15 protein-coding genes, 2 pseudogenes and 1 riboswitch are annotated in these 16,847 nt (G+C 69.5%); of the genes and pseudogenes, 2 read left to right on the top strand and 15 right to left on the bottom strand.

The annotated features are described in order from the left end of the window. Window positions 1-104: 104 nt before the first annotated feature. From ABZT17_RS25320 to rlmN, 4 genes are all read right to left on the bottom strand, one after another. A complete protein-coding gene (locus tag ABZT17_RS25320) occupies window positions 105-1,124 on the bottom strand; it encodes an ABC transporter ATP-binding protein (RefSeq protein ID WP_356351866.1) in 1,020 nt (339 codons plus the stop codon). Continuing rightward, on the bottom strand, window positions 1,125-2,726 hold the full coding sequence (locus ABZT17_RS25315; protein WP_356351865.1) for an iron ABC transporter permease: 1,602 nt from the start codon (window positions 2,724-2,726) through the stop codon (window positions 1,125-1,127). A 56-nt stretch (window positions 2,727-2,782) separates the two neighbouring features. Beyond that, complete coding sequence (locus tag ABZT17_RS25310) at window positions 2,783-3,898, bottom strand: thiamine ABC transporter substrate-binding protein (RefSeq protein ID WP_356351864.1); 1,116 nt, start codon at window positions 3,896-3,898, stop codon at window positions 2,783-2,785. Beyond that, window positions 3,895-4,002, bottom strand: a riboswitch (TPP riboswitch). It overlaps the preceding gene by 4 nt. 57 nt (window positions 4,003-4,059) lie before the next feature. Beyond that, the gene (gene rlmN, locus ABZT17_RS25305; protein ID WP_356351863.1) at window positions 4,060-5,166 is read right to left on the bottom strand and encodes a 23S rRNA (adenine(2503)-C(2))-methyltransferase RlmN; all 1,107 of its coding nucleotides are present in this window, start codon (window positions 5,164-5,166) and stop codon (window positions 4,060-4,062) included. 178 nt (window positions 5,167-5,344) lie between these two features. On the opposite strand from rlmN, the gene ABZT17_RS25300 reads away from it, so the two are divergent. Further along, window positions 5,345-5,752, top strand: a complete 408-nt coding sequence (locus tag ABZT17_RS25300; protein ID WP_356351862.1) for a hypothetical protein — start codon at window positions 5,345-5,347, stop codon at window positions 5,750-5,752. A 215-nt stretch (window positions 5,753-5,967) separates the two neighbouring features. On the opposite strand, the gene ABZT17_RS25295 is transcribed toward ABZT17_RS25300, so the two are convergent. The 6 genes from ABZT17_RS25295 to rpsB form a co-directional block, all read right to left on the bottom strand. Continuing rightward, complete coding sequence (locus ABZT17_RS25295) at window positions 5,968-6,417, bottom strand: SRPBCC family protein (RefSeq protein ID WP_356351861.1); 450 nt, start codon at window positions 6,415-6,417, stop codon at window positions 5,968-5,970. Window positions 6,418-6,503: 86 nt separating this feature from the next. Then, on the bottom strand, window positions 6,504-7,700 hold the full coding sequence (locus ABZT17_RS25290) for a phosphatidate cytidylyltransferase (RefSeq protein ID WP_356351860.1): 1,197 nt from the start codon (window positions 7,698-7,700) through the stop codon (window positions 6,504-6,506). After that, the gene (gene frr, locus ABZT17_RS25285; RefSeq protein WP_356351859.1) at window positions 7,700-8,257 is read right to left on the bottom strand and encodes a ribosome recycling factor; all 558 of its coding nucleotides are present in this window, start codon (window positions 8,255-8,257) and stop codon (window positions 7,700-7,702) included. Before frr ends, ABZT17_RS25290 begins: the two co-directional genes overlap by 1 nt. A gap of 147 nt (window positions 8,258-8,404) precedes the next feature. After that, window positions 8,405-9,163: a UMP kinase gene (gene pyrH / locus ABZT17_RS25280; RefSeq protein ID WP_356351858.1), complete on the bottom strand. Its 759-nt coding sequence runs from the start codon at window positions 9,161-9,163 to the stop codon at window positions 8,405-8,407. A gap of 171 nt (window positions 9,164-9,334) precedes the next feature. Then, window positions 9,335-10,171: a translation elongation factor Ts gene (tsf, locus tag ABZT17_RS25275; RefSeq protein ID WP_356351857.1), complete on the bottom strand. Its 837-nt coding sequence runs from the start codon at window positions 10,169-10,171 to the stop codon at window positions 9,335-9,337. Window positions 10,172-10,327: 156 nt separating this feature from the next. Further along, the gene (gene rpsB, locus ABZT17_RS25270; RefSeq protein WP_356351856.1) at window positions 10,328-11,260 is read right to left on the bottom strand and encodes a 30S ribosomal protein S2; all 933 of its coding nucleotides are present in this window, start codon (window positions 11,258-11,260) and stop codon (window positions 10,328-10,330) included. 281 nt (window positions 11,261-11,541) lie between these two features. Between rpsB and ABZT17_RS25265 the strand changes: the two genes are divergently transcribed. Further along, the gene (locus ABZT17_RS25265) at window positions 11,542-12,132 is read left to right on the top strand and encodes a M23 family metallopeptidase (RefSeq protein WP_356351868.1); all 591 of its coding nucleotides are present in this window, start codon (window positions 11,542-11,544) and stop codon (window positions 12,130-12,132) included. A 47-nt stretch (window positions 12,133-12,179) separates the two neighbouring features. Here the strand turns inward: ABZT17_RS25265 and ABZT17_RS25260 are convergent, their stop codons facing one another. From ABZT17_RS25260 to ABZT17_RS25240, 5 genes and pseudogenes are all read right to left on the bottom strand, one after another. After that, window positions 12,180-12,737, bottom strand: a complete 558-nt coding sequence (locus tag ABZT17_RS25260; protein WP_356351867.1) for a helix-turn-helix domain-containing protein — start codon at window positions 12,735-12,737, stop codon at window positions 12,180-12,182. Window positions 12,738-12,908: 171 nt separating this feature from the next. Then, entirely contained in the window at window positions 12,909-13,751 is an 843-nt protein-coding gene (whiG, locus tag ABZT17_RS25255) for an RNA polymerase sigma factor WhiG (RefSeq protein ID WP_356351855.1), read from the bottom strand. Between the two features lie 234 nt (window positions 13,752-13,985). Further along, window positions 13,986-14,366 (bottom strand): annotated as a pseudogene (locus tag ABZT17_RS25250) (DNA-protecting protein DprA); the annotation flags it as partial. A gap of 132 nt (window positions 14,367-14,498) precedes the next feature. Beyond that, window positions 14,499-16,268, bottom strand: a pseudogene (locus tag ABZT17_RS25245) (recombinase family protein); the annotation flags it as partial. A gap of 146 nt (window positions 16,269-16,414) precedes the next feature. After that, window positions 16,415-16,771 (bottom strand): recombinase family protein, encoded by a 357-nt coding sequence (locus tag ABZT17_RS25240; protein ID WP_356351854.1) that lies wholly within the window; start codon window positions 16,769-16,771, stop codon window positions 16,415-16,417. Window positions 16,772-16,847 lie beyond the last annotated feature (76 nt).

Raw genomic sequence — 16,847 nt, 5'->3', positions numbered from 1 at the left:
CCCTCGTACTGGTTGTACGTGGGTTTTCGCCCGGTGCGGCGAGAGTGCGTGCCAGGCGTCGCCCGGCAGGCGGGACTTTCGCAACACGCCCTAGGGACACACCGTCAGCCGAGCACCACGATTTCGGCCGCGTCGAACTCCACTCCGACCGTCTCCCCGACCTCCGGCGCCGCCCGCAGCGCACACGCCGCCTCCAGCCGGGGCGCCTCCTCCGGCTGCAGCTGTACGGCGACATGGGTGCCCCGGAAGGTGCGTGCGGCGACCGTGCAGCTCAGGCCCTCGTCGGCCGCCACGAGCCGTACCCCGGCGGGCCGCACGAGGAGCGTGCGGGGCCCCTGAGGGGCGTCCCGGGGCACCGGCACCTTGCCCCACGGGGTGTGGGCGGCCTCGCCGGTCACGGTTGCCTCGACCACGTTGTCGAAGCCGAGGAACCGGGCCACGAACTCGTCGGCCGGCCGCTGCCAGACCTCGAGCGGTGTACCGGACTGGGCGATCCGCCCGTCCCGCATCACCACGACCCGGTCGGCCAGCGCGAAGGCCTCGCCCTGGTCGTGCGTCACGGCGAGCACGGTCGTCCCCAACCGGCCGAACAGCTCCCGGAGTTCCACGACCAGCCGCTCCCGCAGCGAACGGTCGAGCTGCCCGAGCGGCTCGTCCAGCATCAGCAGACGGGGGCGGGGGGCGAGCGCCCGGGCGAGCGCCACCCGCTGCTGTTCACCGCCGGAGAGCGACGCGACGGCCCGGCGGGCGGCGCCGGGGAGACCGACCAGCTCCAGCAACTCCCGTACCCGCTCGTCCTGTCGGGTGCGCGCGACCCCGTGCATCCGCAGTCCGAACGCGACATTGCCGCCCACGTCCCGCTGCGGGAAGAGCTGATGGTCCTGGAACATCAGCCCGACGCCCCGCCTGTGCGCGGGCGTCCCCGTCCGGTCCCGCCCGTCGAGCAGCACCCGCCCCGAGTCCAGCACCTGCAGCCCGGCCACCGCGCGCAGCAGCGTCGACTTGCCGCTGCCGCTCGGCCCGAGCACACACACCACCTCGTGCTCGGCGACGTCCAGGGAGACCGCGTCGAGCGCGGCCCGCCCGCCGAAGCGGACCGTGGCGTCCTGAAGGCTCAGCAGCATCTAGAACTCCCCGGTCCGGTCGGTGCGCAGCCGCTCGAGGACCAGCAGCGCCACCGCGCACACCACCATCAGAATCGTCGAGAGGGCCATCGCCTGGCCGTAGTTGAGATCACCGGGCCGCCCGAGCAGCCGGGCCACGGCGACCGGCAGGGTCGGGTTGTCGGGCCGCGCGATGAACACGGTCGCCCCGAACTCCCCCAGCGACACGGCGAAGGCGAACCCGGCGGCGACCAGCAGCGCCCGCCGCACCATCGGCAGATCGACCTCCCGCCACACCCGCCAGGGCGACGCCCCGAGCACGGCCGCCGCCTCACGCAGCCGGACGTCCACGGCCCGCAGGACGGGCAGCATGGTCCGTACGACGAAGGGGGCGCCCACCAGCGCCTGGGCGAGCGGCACCAGGATCCAGGAGGACCTCAGGTCCAGCGGCGGCTCGTCGAGGGCGATCAGGAAGCCGAAGCCGACGGTCACCGCGGAGACGCCCAGCGGCAGCATCAGCAGGGCGTCGAAGCCGCGGACCAGCCGGCCGGCGTCCCTGCGGGCGAGGGCCGCCGCGGCCAGGCCGCCGATCACCACCGCGATGACGGTCGCGGCGAGGGCGTAGCGGAGGGAGTTGCCGATCGCGTCGATCGGCGGGACGAGGAAGGTGCCGGAGGCGTCGCCGGTGAGCGCCCGGTAGTAGCCGAAGTCCGGGGCGTCCAGGGACCGCCGCACCAGCACGGCCAGCGGCAGCACGAGGAGTACGGCGATCGTGGCGAGGACCCCGGCGAGCAGCGCCCACTGTCCGGCCCCGCGCGGCCGGCGGGCCGTGACACCGGGGTCCACCAGACGCAGGGCGCTCTCCCGGCGCCGTACCGTCCACGCGTGCACGGCGAGGATCGCGCCGACGGCCACGAACTGGACGAGGGTGAGGACGGCGGCCGTGGAGAGGTCGAAGATCTCGGAGGTCTGCCGGTAGATCTCCACCTCCAGGGTGGAGAAGGTGGGTCCCCCGAGGATCTGCACCACACCGAAGGAGGTGAAGGTGAACAGGAACACCATCAGCGCGGCGGCGGCCACCGCGGGGGCGAGGGCCGGGAGTGTGACCCTGCGCCAGGCGGCCGGCGGCGACGCGCCCAGCATCCGTGCCGCCTCCTCCTGCCGGGGGTCGAGCCCGGCCCACAGCCCGCCCACCGTCCGTACGACGACCGCGTAGTTGAAGAAGACATGCGCCAGCAGAATGGCCCACACGGTGGTGTCCAGCCGTACGCCCCACCACTCGTCGAGCAGTCCGCCGCGTCCGACGAGCGCGAGGAACGCCGTACCGACGACGACCGTCGGCAGTACGAAGGGAACGGTGACGACGGCCCGCAGCACCTGCTTGCCGGGGAAGTCGAAGCGCGCGAAGACGTACGCGCCCGGGAGCGCGATCAGCAGCGTGAGCGCGGTGGAGGCGAGCGCCTGCCAGGTGGTGAACCACAGGACGTGCCGGATGTCGGACTGGGTGACGACGTCCAGGAGCCGGCCGAACCGCCAGGTCCCGTCCACCTTCAGCCCGCGCGCCACGATCGCGGCGACGGGCCAGGCGAAGAACACCGCGAAGAACGCGACGGGCAGGGCCATCAGCCCGAGCCGCGCCGCGTTCCCGCGCGAGACCCTGGTCCTGGAGGGCCGGGGCGCTACCTCAGTACGAGCGACGTCCACGACTTGACCCACTGGTCACGGTCGGCGGCGATCTTCGTCGGCGCCATGGTCTCGGGGTCCTTGGCCGCGGGACCGTACTCGGTGAACTCCTTGGGCACGGCCGCCCCCTGGACGACCGGGTAGACGAACATGTTCAGCGGCATGTCCTCCTGGAACTCCTTGCCCACCAGGAAGTCGATGAAGGCCTTGCCGCCCTTGGTGTTCTTCGCGTTGCTCAGCAGCCCCGCGTACTCGATCTGCCGGAAGCAGGTCCCGTACGACACTCCCGTCGGCGCGGTCTTCGGGCGCGGGTCGGCGAAGACGACCTCGGCGGGCGGGGAGGAGGCGTAGGAGACGACGAGCGGGCGGTCCGCCTTGGCCTTCCTGCCGCCGGCCGAGCCCGAGAACTCCTCGTTGTAGGCCTGCTCCCAGCCGTCGACGACCTTGACGCCGTTGGCCTTGAGCTTCTTCCAGTAGTCCTGCCAGCCTCCCCCACTCTCGGCTTCGCTCGAGCGGGAGGTGCCCCCATCGCCGTACCGGGCGGCGGTGCCGAGCAGGAAGCCGAGGCCGGGCGAGGAGGTGGAGGCGTTCTCGGTGACGAGGAGGTTCTTGTACGCCGGCTTGATCAGGTCGTCGAACGACTGGGGCGGGGTCAGCTTGTGCTCGCTGAAGTAGGCCTTGTCGTAGTTGACGCAGATGTCGCCGTAGTCGATGGGGGTGACCCGGTGCTTGTCCTGGTCGACGCGGTAGGGGGACAGGATGGCGTCGGCGCCCTTGGCCTCGTAGGACTGGAAGAGTCCGTTGTCGAGGGCCCGCGAGAGGAGGGTGTTGTCGACCCCGAAGAAGACGTCGCCCTGGGGGTTGTCCTTGGTGAGGATCGCCTTGTTGACGGCCTGTCCGGCGTCGCCGCTCTTGAGGACCCTGACCTTGTAGCCGGACTGCTTCTCGAAGTCGGCGAGGACGTTCTTCGAGACGGCCCATGAGTCATGGCTGACGAGGGTGACCGTCTTGGAGCCGCCGGCCGATCCGCTGCCGCCGGACCCCGACCCGCACGCGGACAGCGTGACGAGACCGAGGCCGACGACGGCAGCCGCATACTTCTTGATGTTCACGGTGATGACCGAACTTCCTACCCAGAATGACCTGGGCGAGGTTCAGAGGGTCTGCGGCCCGATCGCCGCACTCTCAGCGCTGTCGCGCTCCCCTGTCGGATATGAAGATGTCGTACGAAACGAAGACGTGCGAACGAAGATGTGCGTATGACCCGGTCAGGTTACCGCTCGGTGGCGGCGAGCTGTCCACAGGCCCCGTCGATCTCCTGACCACGGGTGTCCCGGATGGTCACCGGCACACCGTGCGCGGCGATGGCCTCGACGAACGCCTTCTCGTCCGCCGGCCGGGACGCGGTCCACTTCGAGCCGGGGGTCGGGTTGAGCGGAATGAGGTTGACGTGCACCGGCTTGCCCCGGAGCAGCCGCCCGAGTCGGTCTCCGCGCCAGGCCTGGTCATTGATGTCGCGGATGAGCGCGTACTCGATGCTCAGCCGCCGTCCGCTCTTCTCGACGTACTCGAACCCGGCGTCGAGGACCTCGCGCACCTTCCACCGCGTGTTCACGGGGACGAGGGTGTCGCGCAGCTCGTCGTCCGGGGCGTGCAGCGAGATGGCGAGCCGGCACTTGAAGCCCTCGTCGGCGAACCGGTGGATGGCCGGGACCAGTCCGACGGTCGAGACGGTGATACCGCGCTGCGAGAGCCCGAGCCCGTCGGGGCTGGGGTCGGTGAGGGCTCGGACGGCGCCGACCACGCGCTTGTAGTTGGCGAGCGGCTCGCCCATCCCCATGAAGACGATGTTGGACAGCCGCGCGGGCCCGCCCGGCACCTCTCCGTCCCTGAGCGCCCGCATCCCGTCGACGATCTGATGCACGATCTCGGCGGTGGACAGATTCCGGTCGAGACCGGCCTGTCCGGTGGCGCAGAACGGACAGTTCATACCGCATCCGGCCTGTGAGCTGATACACATGGTCACCCGGTCCGGGTACCGCATCAGCACGGACTCGACGAGCGTCCCGTCGAACAGCCGCCACAGCGTCTTGCGCGTGGTCCCCTGGTCGGTCGACAGATGCCGTACGACGGTCATCAGCTCGGGAAGCAGCGCCTCCCGCAGCTTGGGGCGCGCCGCGGCCGGGATGTCGGTCCACTCCGCCGGGTCGTGCGCGTAGCGCGCGAAGTAGTGCTGCGAGAGCTGCTTGGCGCGAAACGGCTTCTCACCGATCTCGGCAACCGCCTCCTTGCGCTCGGCAGGCGTGAGATCGGCAAGATGCCGCGGCGGCTTCTGGGCTCCGCGGGGGGCGACGAATGTGAGTTCTCCGGGCTTAGGCATGGCTGTACCAGTGTCGCAGATCGCCGCGCCTCTCCTTCCCGGTCGTCGGGGCGGGGGTGTAGCGGGCTACACCCCCGATCCGGGTGGAGGGTTCCTCGTGGTGGTGGCGGAGCGCCGGGATCGTAGGGGGCACACAGCGCCACGCATACGGCGCCACGTCTTTCGGAGGAGACCGTCCATGGCCGCCAACCGTCGTCGCCGACGTCGTATCACCACCCTCGCCACCGCCGCGGCAGCCGTCGCGCTGACCGCCGGGCTCGTGACCGGCTGCAATCCCGACGACGTCGACAACTCGCTGGACTGCGCCCGGAACTACGACACCATCGCGGACAGTCTGAAGGCGATCCACGAGGCCGGGCGGGACGCGGCCGCCGACCCCTCGCGGACCGACGAGTCCATCGACACCATCGAGAAGAACCTCGACAAGATCGACGCCAAGGCGGACGACGGCAAGGTCGGCAAGGCCGTGGACGACCTGAACCGGGCCGTCGCCGACTACAACAAGGCCGTCCTGAACGGGGAGAACCCGGACTCCTCGAAGATCGACGAGGCGGCCGGCAAGCTGAAGGACGTGTGCACCTCGTGAGCCGCCAGGGCGTGTTGCGAAAATCCCGTCGTCCGCCCGGAGGGCGGGCCGGGCAGCGTCATGGGGTCCCCCCGCGCGAGGTTGTTCGAGCGTGGGGGAGCGTGCTCTCGGCGTGCCGGGCGGAAGCCCTCGTACTGGTTGTACGTGGGTTCCGCCCGGTGCGGCGAGAGTGCGTGCCAGGCGTCGAGCGGCAGGCGGGACTTTCGCAACACGCCCTAGGCGGCCCCGTGCTCCAGCCTGTCCTTGAGCAGTTGCTCGTTGCGTGGCAACTCCTTGCGGACCTGGGGACGTACGACGAGGGGCAGCAGGACCTTGCCCACGCCGTGTCCCTCGAAGTCGAGCTCCATGGTCACGCGGGCTCGGCGGCCGTCGTCGATCGGCTCGACCTCGCCGTGGAAGTTGCCCCTGATCGGACCGTCGATGCCCCGCACGGTCCAGCTGTGCGGTGGGTCGTACTCGGTGTACTCCATCGTCATCGGGATCTCGCGGCGTCCTATGCGGCGGGTGACCCTGACCTGGGAGCCGGTGTGGAGCGGACCCTCGTCGAGCCGCTCCGCGGAGACCGCGCTCAGCTGCCATTCCGGCATGTGGGACGGGTCGATCACATACGCGTAGACATCTTCCGCGGCGCGGTCGACGTCGACGGATTCTCGGATGATGGTCATGGCATGACCCCCTTGGAGGGTTTACACCGGAATCGTCCCACTCGGCCGACGCCCACGCCATCGAACGAGCGGGACCCCCGGATCCCTCAGCCGGACCCCACGAACAGAACCAGCAGCAGCCACACCACCGGCGCCGTGGGCAGCAGCGAGTCCAGGCGGTCCATGATGCCGCCGTGGCCCGGGAGCAGGGTGCCCATGTCCTTGATGCCCAGGTCGCGTTTGATCATCGACTCGCCGAGGTCGCCCAGCGTGGCGCTGGCCGCGACCGCGAGGCCGAGGAGCAGGCCCTGCCACCAGGAACCGTCGTCGATCAGGAACTGCATGCACAGCGCGCCCGCCACCATCGCGAAGGACACCGCGCCCAGCAGGCCCTCACGGGTCTTGCCGGGGCTGATGCGGGGAGCCAGCTTGTGGCTGCCGAAGCGCCAGCCGACGGCGTACGCACCCGTGTCGCTCACCACGGTGAGCAGCAGGAACGTCAGAACCCGCCAGGGGCCGTCGTCGGCCGTCAGCATCATGGCCACGAACGTCGCCAGGAACGGGACGTAGAACGCCGCGAAGACGCCCGCCGTGACGTCCTTGAGGTAGCCCTCCGGTGGCTCCGTCATACGCCATACGAGGACCGCGAGCGCCGTGAGCGCCATGGCGACCCAGGCCCCCTCGGCGCCCCGCACATACCCGGCGACGACCATCGCCGCGCCACCGAGAGCCAGCGGTACCAGGGGCGCCTTGATGCCCTTGCGCTCCTGGAGCCGACTGGTCAGCTCCCACAGACCGACGACCACCGCGACCGCGATCACGCCGACGAAGACGGCCTTGACGACGAACAGCGACGCGATGATCACCACGCCCAGCCCGACGCCGACCCCTATGGCCGCACCCAGGTCGCGCCCCGCGCTCTTCTTCTGCGGCGCGGGCGCCGGCTGCGGGGCGTCGGGCATGGGCTCCGGATTCTGCTGCGCCACCGGCTGGGGCGGCGACTGCGGCACGTCGTAGGTCTGCTCGTAGGACTGTTCGTAGGACTGTTCGTAGGGCTGTTCGTAGGACTGCGCCTGCGGCGATTCGTCGCGGAACAAGGGGCCGCTCAGCCGAGCAGCCCCCCGGTCGTCATCCTGGTCTCCGCCATACGCGGGCACGTCGGGCACGATGGGCATGGGGCGAGTCTGCTGCGCCTCAGGCGCATCGTACGCGGGACCCGCCGGGGCAGCCCCCTGGACAGGCCCCTGGTCGGACGGCCCCCAGTACCCGTGCTGTGGCGGCGCTCCCCAGGAAGAGTCGTTCATCAGACCTCGAGCAGCTCCGCTTCCTTGTGCTTCAGGAGCTCGTCCACCTGGGCCACGTACTTGTGGGTGGAGTCGTCGAGCTCCTTCTCGGCGCGGCGGCCCTCGTCCTCGCCGACCTCGCCGTCCTTGATCAGCTTGTCGATGGCGTCCTTGGCCTTGCGGCGCACCGCGCGGATGGACACGCGCGCGTCCTCGGCCTTGCCCTTGGCGACCTTGATGTAGTCGCGGCGGCGTTCCTCGGTGAGCTCCGGGAACACCACACGGATGATGTTGCCGTCGTTGCTCGGGTTGACGCCCAGGTCGGAGTCGCGGATGGCCTGCTCGATGTTGCGCAGGGCCGTCTTGTCGAACGGGGTCACGACCGCCATGCGCGGCTCCGGCACGGAGAACGAAGCCAGCTGGTTGATCGGCGTCGGCGCGCCGTAGTAGTCGGCCACGATCTTGTTGAACATCGCCGGGTGCGCACGACCGGTGCGGATCGCGGCGAAGTCCTCCTTGGCGACCACGACGGCCTTCTCCATCTTCTCCTCGGCCTCGAGGAGGGTCTCTTCGATCACCACTTGCTCCTGCGTGTCTTGAGTAGGCCCGGCTGCTGTTCCGTATGCGTGGGGGCGGCGGCCGGCTGCGTCGCGTCTTCTTCCTGCACGGTTCCCGACCTGCGGGACATTGTCCATCCCCCGGTCAGGGTCCACGGGTGTTGCTGATCAGTCCCGGCTGTCCTGCTCACCCACCAGCGTGCCGATCTTCTCACCCTTGACGGCGCGGGCGATATTGCCCTCGGCCAGAAGCTCGAAGACGAGGATCGGGAGCTTGTTGTCGCGGCACAGCGTGATCGCGGTGGCGTCGGCGACCTTGAGGTCGCGGGTGATGACCTCGCCGTAGCCGAGGGAGTCGAACTTGACGGCGTCGGGGTTGCGCTTGGGGTCGGAGTCGTAGACCCCGTCCACGCCGTTCTTGCCCATCAGCAGCGCCTCGGCGTCGATCTCCAGGGCGCGCTGGGCGGCGGTGGTGTCGGTGGAGAAGTACGGCATTCCCATGCCGGCGCCGAAGATGACCACTCGGCCCTTCTCCAGGTGGCGCACGGCGCGCAGCGGGATGTACGGCTCGGCGACCTGCCCCATGGTGATGGCGGTCTGCACCCGGGAGTCGATGCCCTCCTTCTCCAGGAAGTCCTGGAGGGCGAGGCAGTTCATCACGGTGCCGAGCATGCCCATGTAGTCCGAGCGGGCCCGGTCCATTCCGCGCTGCTGGAGTTCGGCGCCGCGGAAGAAGTTGCCGCCGCCGATGACGACCGCGACCTGGGCGCCGTCGCGGACGACGGCCGCGATCTCACGGGCGATCTTGTGCACCACGTCGGGGTCCACACCCAGGCCCCCGCCGCCGGAGAAGGCCTCACCGGACAGCTTCAGCAGAAACCGGCCGTGTACTTTGCCGTCGTCGCTCTTCTGGGGCTTGGTGGTCATCGGGATCCCGCCTCTTTCACCTGGTGCACATACGAAGAAGGCCATTGCCGGTGGGGTGTCGTTCGCAACCCGTGCTCGGCAATGGCCTCCTCGTCAGATCTGCTGTCGTCCGTCAGCCGTGGACGACCGCATACGACCCTATCGGGGTCGCGCGCCCGTCGCGGTACGGAGTCAGATGCCGACCTTGATGCGCGTGAAGCGCTTCAGGGTGACACCGGCCTCGTCCAGGACCTTCTGGACCGACTTCTTGTTGTCGAGCGCGTACGGCTGGCCGAGCAGCGTGGCGTCCTTGAAGAAGCCGTTGAGGCGACCCTCGACGATCTTCGGCAGGGCGGCCTCGGGCTTGCCCTCGGCGCGGGTGGTCTCCTCGGCGACGCGGCGCTCGGACTCGACGACCTCGGCCGGCACGTCCTCCTTGGAGAGGTACTTCGGCGCGAAGGCGGCGATGTGCTGGGCGATGCCCTTGGCCAGGTCGGCGTCGGCCTTGTCCAGCTCGACCAGGACACCGATCTGCGGGGGCAGGTCGGGCATGGTGCGGTGCATGTAGGAGAAGACGAAGCCGTCGGCGAACTGCGCGAAGCGGTCCAGGACGATCTTCTCGCCGAGGTTGGCGTTGGCCTCGTCCACGAACGCCTGGACGGTCTTGCCGGCCTCGATCTCGGAGGCGAGCAGGGCCTCGAGGTCGGCCGGGGAGGTCGCGGCGACGTGCTGCGCGATCTGGTTCGCGACGGCCTGGAACTTCTCGCCCTTGGCGACGAAGTCCGTCTCGCACTTCAGCTCGACCAGGACACCGGAGGTGTTGTCGTCGGCGATGATCGAGACCACGGCGCCGTTCTCGGCGGAGCGGCCCTCGCGCTTGGCGACGCCCTTCTGGCCCTTGATACGGAGCGCCTCGACGGCCTTGTCGACGTTGCCCTCGGCCTCGTCCAGCGCCTTCTTGCAGTCCATCATGCCGGCGCCGGTGAGCTCACGAAGCTTCTTGACGTCGGCGGCGGTGTAGTTCGCCATGAGTCTGTGAATCTTTCTCGAAGTCTGGAAGATCGAAGATCTACGGGGTCTACGGCCCCCATGTAGCCGGGGGCCGCTGACTCGCCGCTGACCTACGGGTGAACGGCGGGGGCGGACTTCACGCCGCCCCCGCCGTCAACCTCTGACGCTGTCGGGTCAGGCCTGCTCGGCGTCCGCGGCCGGAGCCTCGGTCTCAGCCTCGGCGGCCGGAGCCTCGACCTCGGCGGCCTCGACCTCGGCGGCGGGGGCCTCGGCGACCGGAGCCTCAGCGGCGGCCTCGGCGGGCTTCTCGGCAGCCTCGTCGGAGTCCGCCTTCTTCTCGCCCTCGAGCAGGTCGCGCTCCCACTCGGCCAGCGGCTCGCCCGCGGCCTTCTCGCCCTTGCCCTCGGTGGCCACACCGCTGCGGGCGATGAGGCCCTCGGCGACGGCGTCGGCGATCACACGGGTGAGCAGGGTGACGGAGCGGATCGCGTCGTCGTTGCCCGGGATCTTGTAGTCGACCTCGTCGGGGTCGCAGTTGGTGTCGAGGATGGCGACGACCGGGATGTTGAGCTTCCGGGCCTCGCCGACCGCGATGTGCTCCTTCTTGGTGTCCACGATCCAGACGGCGCTGGGCACCTTCTGCATCTCGCGGATACCACCGAGGGTCTTCTCCAGCTTGGCCTTCTCGCGCGAGAGCACGAGAAGCTCCTTCTTGGTGAGACCCGAGGCCGCGACGTCCTCGAAGTCGATCTGCTCGAGCTCCTTGAGGCGCTGCAGACGCTTGTAGACGGTGGAGAAGTTGGTGAGCATGCCGCCCAGCCAGCGCTGGTTGACGTAGGGCATGCCGACGCGGGTGGCCTGCTCCGCGATGGCCTCCTGCGCCTGCTTCTTCGTGCCGACGAACATGACCGTGCCGCCGTGGGCGACGGTCTCCTTGACGAACTCGTAGGCGCGGTCGATGTACGACAGCGACTGGAGCAGGTCGATGATGTAGATGCCGTTGCGCTCGGTGAAGATGAAGCGCTTCATCTTCGGGTTCCAGCGACGGGTCTGGTGACCGAAGTGGACGCCGCTCTCCAGCAGCTCCCGCATCGTGACGACGGCCATGGCCGTATCTCCTTGAATTTCTCGGTTGTGCCGCGGGGACCGGACGGCTCCCGCGCCTGACGCCCGCGATGCGCCTTGCCACGAGGGACCGAGAGGCGCTGACACCGACCGTGTGGCGGCCCGATGTCGGGGCGTGCGAAGTCGACCCGGTGACCCGGATCGCCAGAAGAAGTGTACGGGACCCGCGAGGTACCGGGTGACGCCGCTGTCCACAACCGGCGAGTAGTCCACAGGCTCCGGCGGCGATCGGCGGGGTGCGGGACGGTTCTCGCATGCGAGCGATGCGATACGGGCGATGTGCGTGGGCGGTGCTGCTGGGCCTGACCCTGGCGGTTCTCGCCCCCTGGGCCTGGGCGGACGCCCTGCCCCCACCCGCCGAACCCGGCGCCCCGGTTCCCTCGATCGGCCGCGCCTGGCCGGTGGGCACGCGCCCCGTGGTCGTACGGGGCTGGGAGCCACCGGCGACGGTGTACGGCCGGGGCCACCGGGGCGTGGACCTGGCGGCGCAGGCCGGAACTCCGGTTCGGGCCGTGGCGGCGGGCCGGGTCTCCTACGCGGGCCGGGTGGCAGGACGGGGCGTGGTCTCCGTGGAGCTGGCCGGGACGGATCTGCGGACCACGTACGAGCCGGTACGGGCCTCGGTGCGCAAGGGCGACGAGGTGAAGCCGGGAGAGGTCCTGGGGACGGTGGAGCCGACGGGTTCCCACTGCGCGACCGCGTGTGTGCACTGGGGCCTGCTCCGGGGCACCGTCTACCTGGACCCGCTGTCGCTGCTCCCGCCCTGGCTGCTGAACGGCGGACCGTCGAGACTCCTGCCGGTCCTGGGCGTACCCCTGCCCGAGGACCTGCCCGGCGCGGCGCGGATTCGGTGACCGGTCCAAACGGTCCGAACGGTCCGACCGGTCCGAACGGTCATTGCCTAGCCGCGGACTCCCCGCAGCGCCATGGCCACCGCCGCGTCGGTGATCGCCGCCGGCTCCTCAGCCGCCCCCAGCTCGATCCGCCGTACGGCCGCGTCGACCACGCCCTGCAGCAGCATCGCGGCCAGCCGGGGCTCCGCGTGCCCCATCTCCCCGAGCGCCTCGACGATCATCGCCACCAGCCCGCCGTGCGCCGCCCGGATCTTCTCCCGGGCCCCCGCGTCCAGCTCACTGGCGGAGATCGCCACCACGGCGCGGTGCCGCCGGTCCCCCACCAGCACCAGCTGCTGCCGTACGTACGCCTCGACCTTGCCCTCGGCCGATCCGGCCCGCTCCATGGCCGCCGAGACCTCCGCGGCCCACACGGGGAAGTCGACCCGGCACAGCTCCTCGACGACCGCGGCCCGCGACCGGAAGTACTCGTACACGGATGACCGCGCCAGCCCCGTCCGCTCGGCGAGAGCGGGGAACGTCAGCGCCTCCGTCCCGCCCTCGGACAGCAACGACCGGGCCGCGTCCAGCAGGGCGGCTCGCTGCATCGACCGGTGCTCGGCCACGGAGGCCGCTCGAATCCTTGGCACGTCAACCACTTTACGGACGAGCCACCCCGGACGGGAACGACTCCTCACATCGCCGGGAGAGATCCGGGACATCGCGGGGAGAGTGCCGGGCGTCGCCGGGAGAGACCCGGGGCCGCCCGACGCTCGACGGCCCACTCCGCGACCCGCTCAGCGCCCGAAACTCGCCAGCTTCGCCCGCAGCTGCAGCACGGACTTGGTGTGGATCTGGCTGACCCGGCTCTCGGTCACACCCAGCACGTTCCCGATCTCGGCGAGCGTGAGGCCCTCGTAGTAGTACAACGTGACCACGGTCTTCTCCCGCTCGGGCAGCGTGTTGATCGCCCGCGCCAGAAACCGTCTGAGCTCGCGGTCCTCGGCCACCTCCACGGGGTTGTCCGCGGCGGTGTCCTCCAGTGTGTCCATGAGGCTGAGCCGGTCGCCGCCCTCTCCCCCGACATGCAGCAGCTCCTCCAGCGCCACCACGTTGGCCAGCGACAACTGGCTGAAGACGGCATGCAGTTCGTCGACGGCGATGCCCATCTCGCCGGCGACCTCCCCCTCCGACGGTGTCCGTCTGAGGCGGGCCTCCAGCGTCGCGTACGCCCGCTCCACGTTCCGCGCCTTCTGCCGCACCGACCGCGGAATCCAGTCCAGCGCGCGGAGCTCGTCGATCATCGCGCCCCGGATCCGGGTGATCGCGTATGTCTCGAACTTGATCTCCCGGTCGATGTCGAACTTCTCGATGGCGTCGATGAGCCCGAAGACCCCCGAGGACACGAAGTCCGCCTGCTCGACGTTGGCCGGCAGACCGACGCTCACCCGCCCCGCCACGTACTTCACCAGCGGCGAGTAGTGCAGGATCAGCTGCTCCCGCAGCCGCTCGTCGCCCGTGTCCTTGTACGACCGCCACAGCTCGTCGAGCGTCGAGGGAGCGGGCGGCCGCACGCTGCCACCGTCACGGGCGGCTGGGGGGATCGCCGCCCGGTCGGACCCGGAGGTGTGCTGGGGCATTCGTCGCCTTGTGCCGTTCTGCCGTGAAGTACATGAAGTGCGTGGGAATCCACGTGAGCGTAGCGTGACTGGACTGTCGCGGTGAGCGAAGTCCGGCGGGGAACGCGCGCGCGGGCACGTCCCCCGGGCCATCCCACCGTGTCGCTCCGGTTGCCGTCCGTAACCGCCCGAGGGTGCCAACTGCGGGAATTTGCACAGGTGTCAGGCTTCCCCCGGACGGCCGAACACGCTCCGTCAGCAACGCTCGCGACCCGCGCGGACGGAGATCATCGCCTGGCGTGTCAACTTCCAGCTGTCGCCGTGTCGTTCGACGTAACCAAGTGCGCGGAGTTCGTACAGTCTCGCGACCGCGTCGTCCCGCGTGGTCTGCGCGCCCCGCGCGATCACGCCGGGCGACACCGCGCCACGGCCCGGCAGCGCGGCGAGCACCCGCCGGGCGTCGGGTTCCAGCAGGTCCCGGGGCAGCACGGGCCCGCGGCGGTCGGGCGCCAGCTGCCCCATGTCCCCGACGAGTTCGACGACCTCGGCGGCATCGGTGACGAGCACCGCGTCCCCCCGCAGCAGTCCGTGCACCCCGGCGGACAGCCCGCTGGTGGCCGGCCCGGGCAGGCCCATTTCCACGGGTACCGCTTCTTCCTCGGTGGTCAGGAGGCGGGGGTCAACGCGACCCTCGATGCGCAGGGGCGGCACGAGGTTGGGAACCCACACGGGCTGGCCAGCGTTCGGGAGCACCGCCATAATCTCGTCCCAGACGCCGCAGGTGCGCCACGTCTTATAACGGGAGTGGACGCCCTTCCACGCACCGAACTGGTCGGGAAGGTCCTGCCACAGCACGCCCGTACGCGCCTTGTAGAACATCGCATCGAGCATCACCCGGCCAGGGCGGCACCTGTGGTTGGGCGGTTCCCACGCTTTCACGATCGGCTCGGCCAGCGCCCATTCCTCATCCGTAAGAGTGTCTGGCACAAGCCGTTCGTGGGTCTTGAACCACTCGGCCATCGAGCAGGCAAGCCCGACCCTGGGCCTGGGGATGGGACCCGTGATCGTCACTTTCACGTCCAGCAGCGCCAGCACCTCTGCCTGTTCGGCAGGCGTCATGTCGGCGAGCCGCTCACGCGCGGCGGTGGCCAGGGCGGCGAGGTCGTTAGCACGCTGCTCGGCAGCCTGCGTCTGCTGCGCCCAGGAGGCTGCTTCGGCTCGCATCGATCGGAGCTGGTCCAGCTCCTCGTTGAGCTTCTGGGTGGCCGCCTTCACCGCGACGGCGGGCAGCCCCGCCTTTGCGTAGTCGACGGTGGTGGCGGTGATGGCCTGCTCGACAGTGGCGATCTGAGCGTCGAGGCCAGTCAGACGGTTCTCGAAGTCGGGCTGTTCGCCAGCAGCCATGCCGACCCACTCTGCGGCCATCGCTTCGAGGCGGGCTGGGTCCTCCAGCAGCTTGACCACCTCGCTCCAAACCGTGCGCTCGACCGCGTCGGCGTCGACCATGTCGCACGAGCACATCGGATCGCCCGGGTACTTCTGCTCCTTGCCAGTGCAGCGGTACCACCGGCCTGCTCGGCCCGAACGCTTCATACCGACGTAGTGAGACCCGCAGCCGGTGTGTTCGTTGAACAGGCGCTTCGAGAGCGGGTAGCCATACGGCTTCGACCTGGGGTTGGTGTTGCCCAGGCGCTTCATTGCGCGTCTGAGGGCGGCAACCTCCTCAGGGGTGAAGATCGGGGCGAGGTGGATGACAACCGTCTCCCCGTGCTTGGCACTGCCGTCCTTGCTGAGCTTCACGCCGTGCCCGGCATTGACTCGGCCCGGATTGCGGAAGGTCGTGATGGCCTTGAGCGTCGAGTCCGACACGAGCTTGCCGCGCACGTTGGAGTGGGACCAAGGCCTGCCCGACCTCGTGCAAACCCCCATCGCGTTTAGCCGTGATGCGATATCGCGGGTCCCCCTGGCCAGCCGCACGGCCATCCGCCACATCAGACGCAGGACCCTGGCCTCGCGCTCGTCCTGGACGAGGTACGAGCCTTTCTGGCACTTGCCCTCGATCCGGTAGCCGTACGGGGGCTCACCACCCGGCCAGCCGCCCCGTACGGCCTTCGCCTGGATGCCGTCCTGGAACTGGTCGCGGATCGAGTTGTAGTCCATCTCAGCGAACATCGCGTACATCTGGAGCTGTGCCAGACCGGTGGGCGTGGTTGTGTCCACGATCTCCTGAGTCACAGAGATGAAGCCGACCTCCAGCTCTTCGAGCGCCCAGATGACGCCCCAGAACGCTTTGCCGACCCTGCCGATGCGGTTGAACTTGTGCACCAAGACGACGTCGAACTTCCCCGCCTTGGCATCAGCCAGCAGACGGTTGAGCTGGGGCCGGCTGGTCAGGGACCCTGAGACGCCCTCGTCCTTATAGATGTCGTGGACGACCCAGCCCCTGTGACTGACGAACTCGTTGCAGCCATCGAGCTGGGCGTCGATGCCGTAACCACGTGTCTGCTCCTGGGTCGAGACACGGGCGTAGACCGCCACGCGCAGGACCGGCCTCGGGGCGGTGGCTCGGCGTACGACGTCCGACGCCGAAGCAATGGTTGTGCTGGTCACGCCGGTTGCTTCCTTCCGTTGAAGTAATACGACGAAGCCCAGGGGAGAGATCGTGGCTCTCCCCCGGGGCGTGATCAGCGCGCAGTCACCTTTTGGGTCACCGACGTGATGGTGATGTGCCGCACACGGAGGGCGTCGAGGAGGCTGAAGAACACGCCGATGGTCCGCGCCAGGCGGTCGAACCGGTACACGAGCACCGTGTCAACGTGGCCAGCGTCAGCGTCTTCGAGGAGCCGCGCGAAGCCCGGACGTGCGGTGTGCATGCCGCTGACGCCCTGGTCCTGGTAGACGTCAGCGACTGTCCAGCCCTGGGCCTGCGCGTACTCACGGCACGCGTCTTCCTGCTCCCTGAGGCCGTCAGCCTGCCCTGCGACGGTGGCGACCCGTGCATAGATGGCTGCACGTACGGTGGTTGTGCTTGAGTTGGTCATGAGCCGGTTTCACTTCCTGGTTGGTGGTTGGCCGGTGACGCCCGCCCCGGGGTCGCACCCCCAGGGCGGGCTCTCG

Origin of the sequence: Streptomyces sp. NPDC005648 (genome assembly GCF_040605395.1) — a bacterium.
Taxonomy (GTDB): Bacteria; Actinomycetota; Actinomycetes; order Streptomycetales; family Streptomycetaceae; genus Streptomyces.
This window is presented reverse-complemented; position numbering and strand designations above follow the sequence as displayed.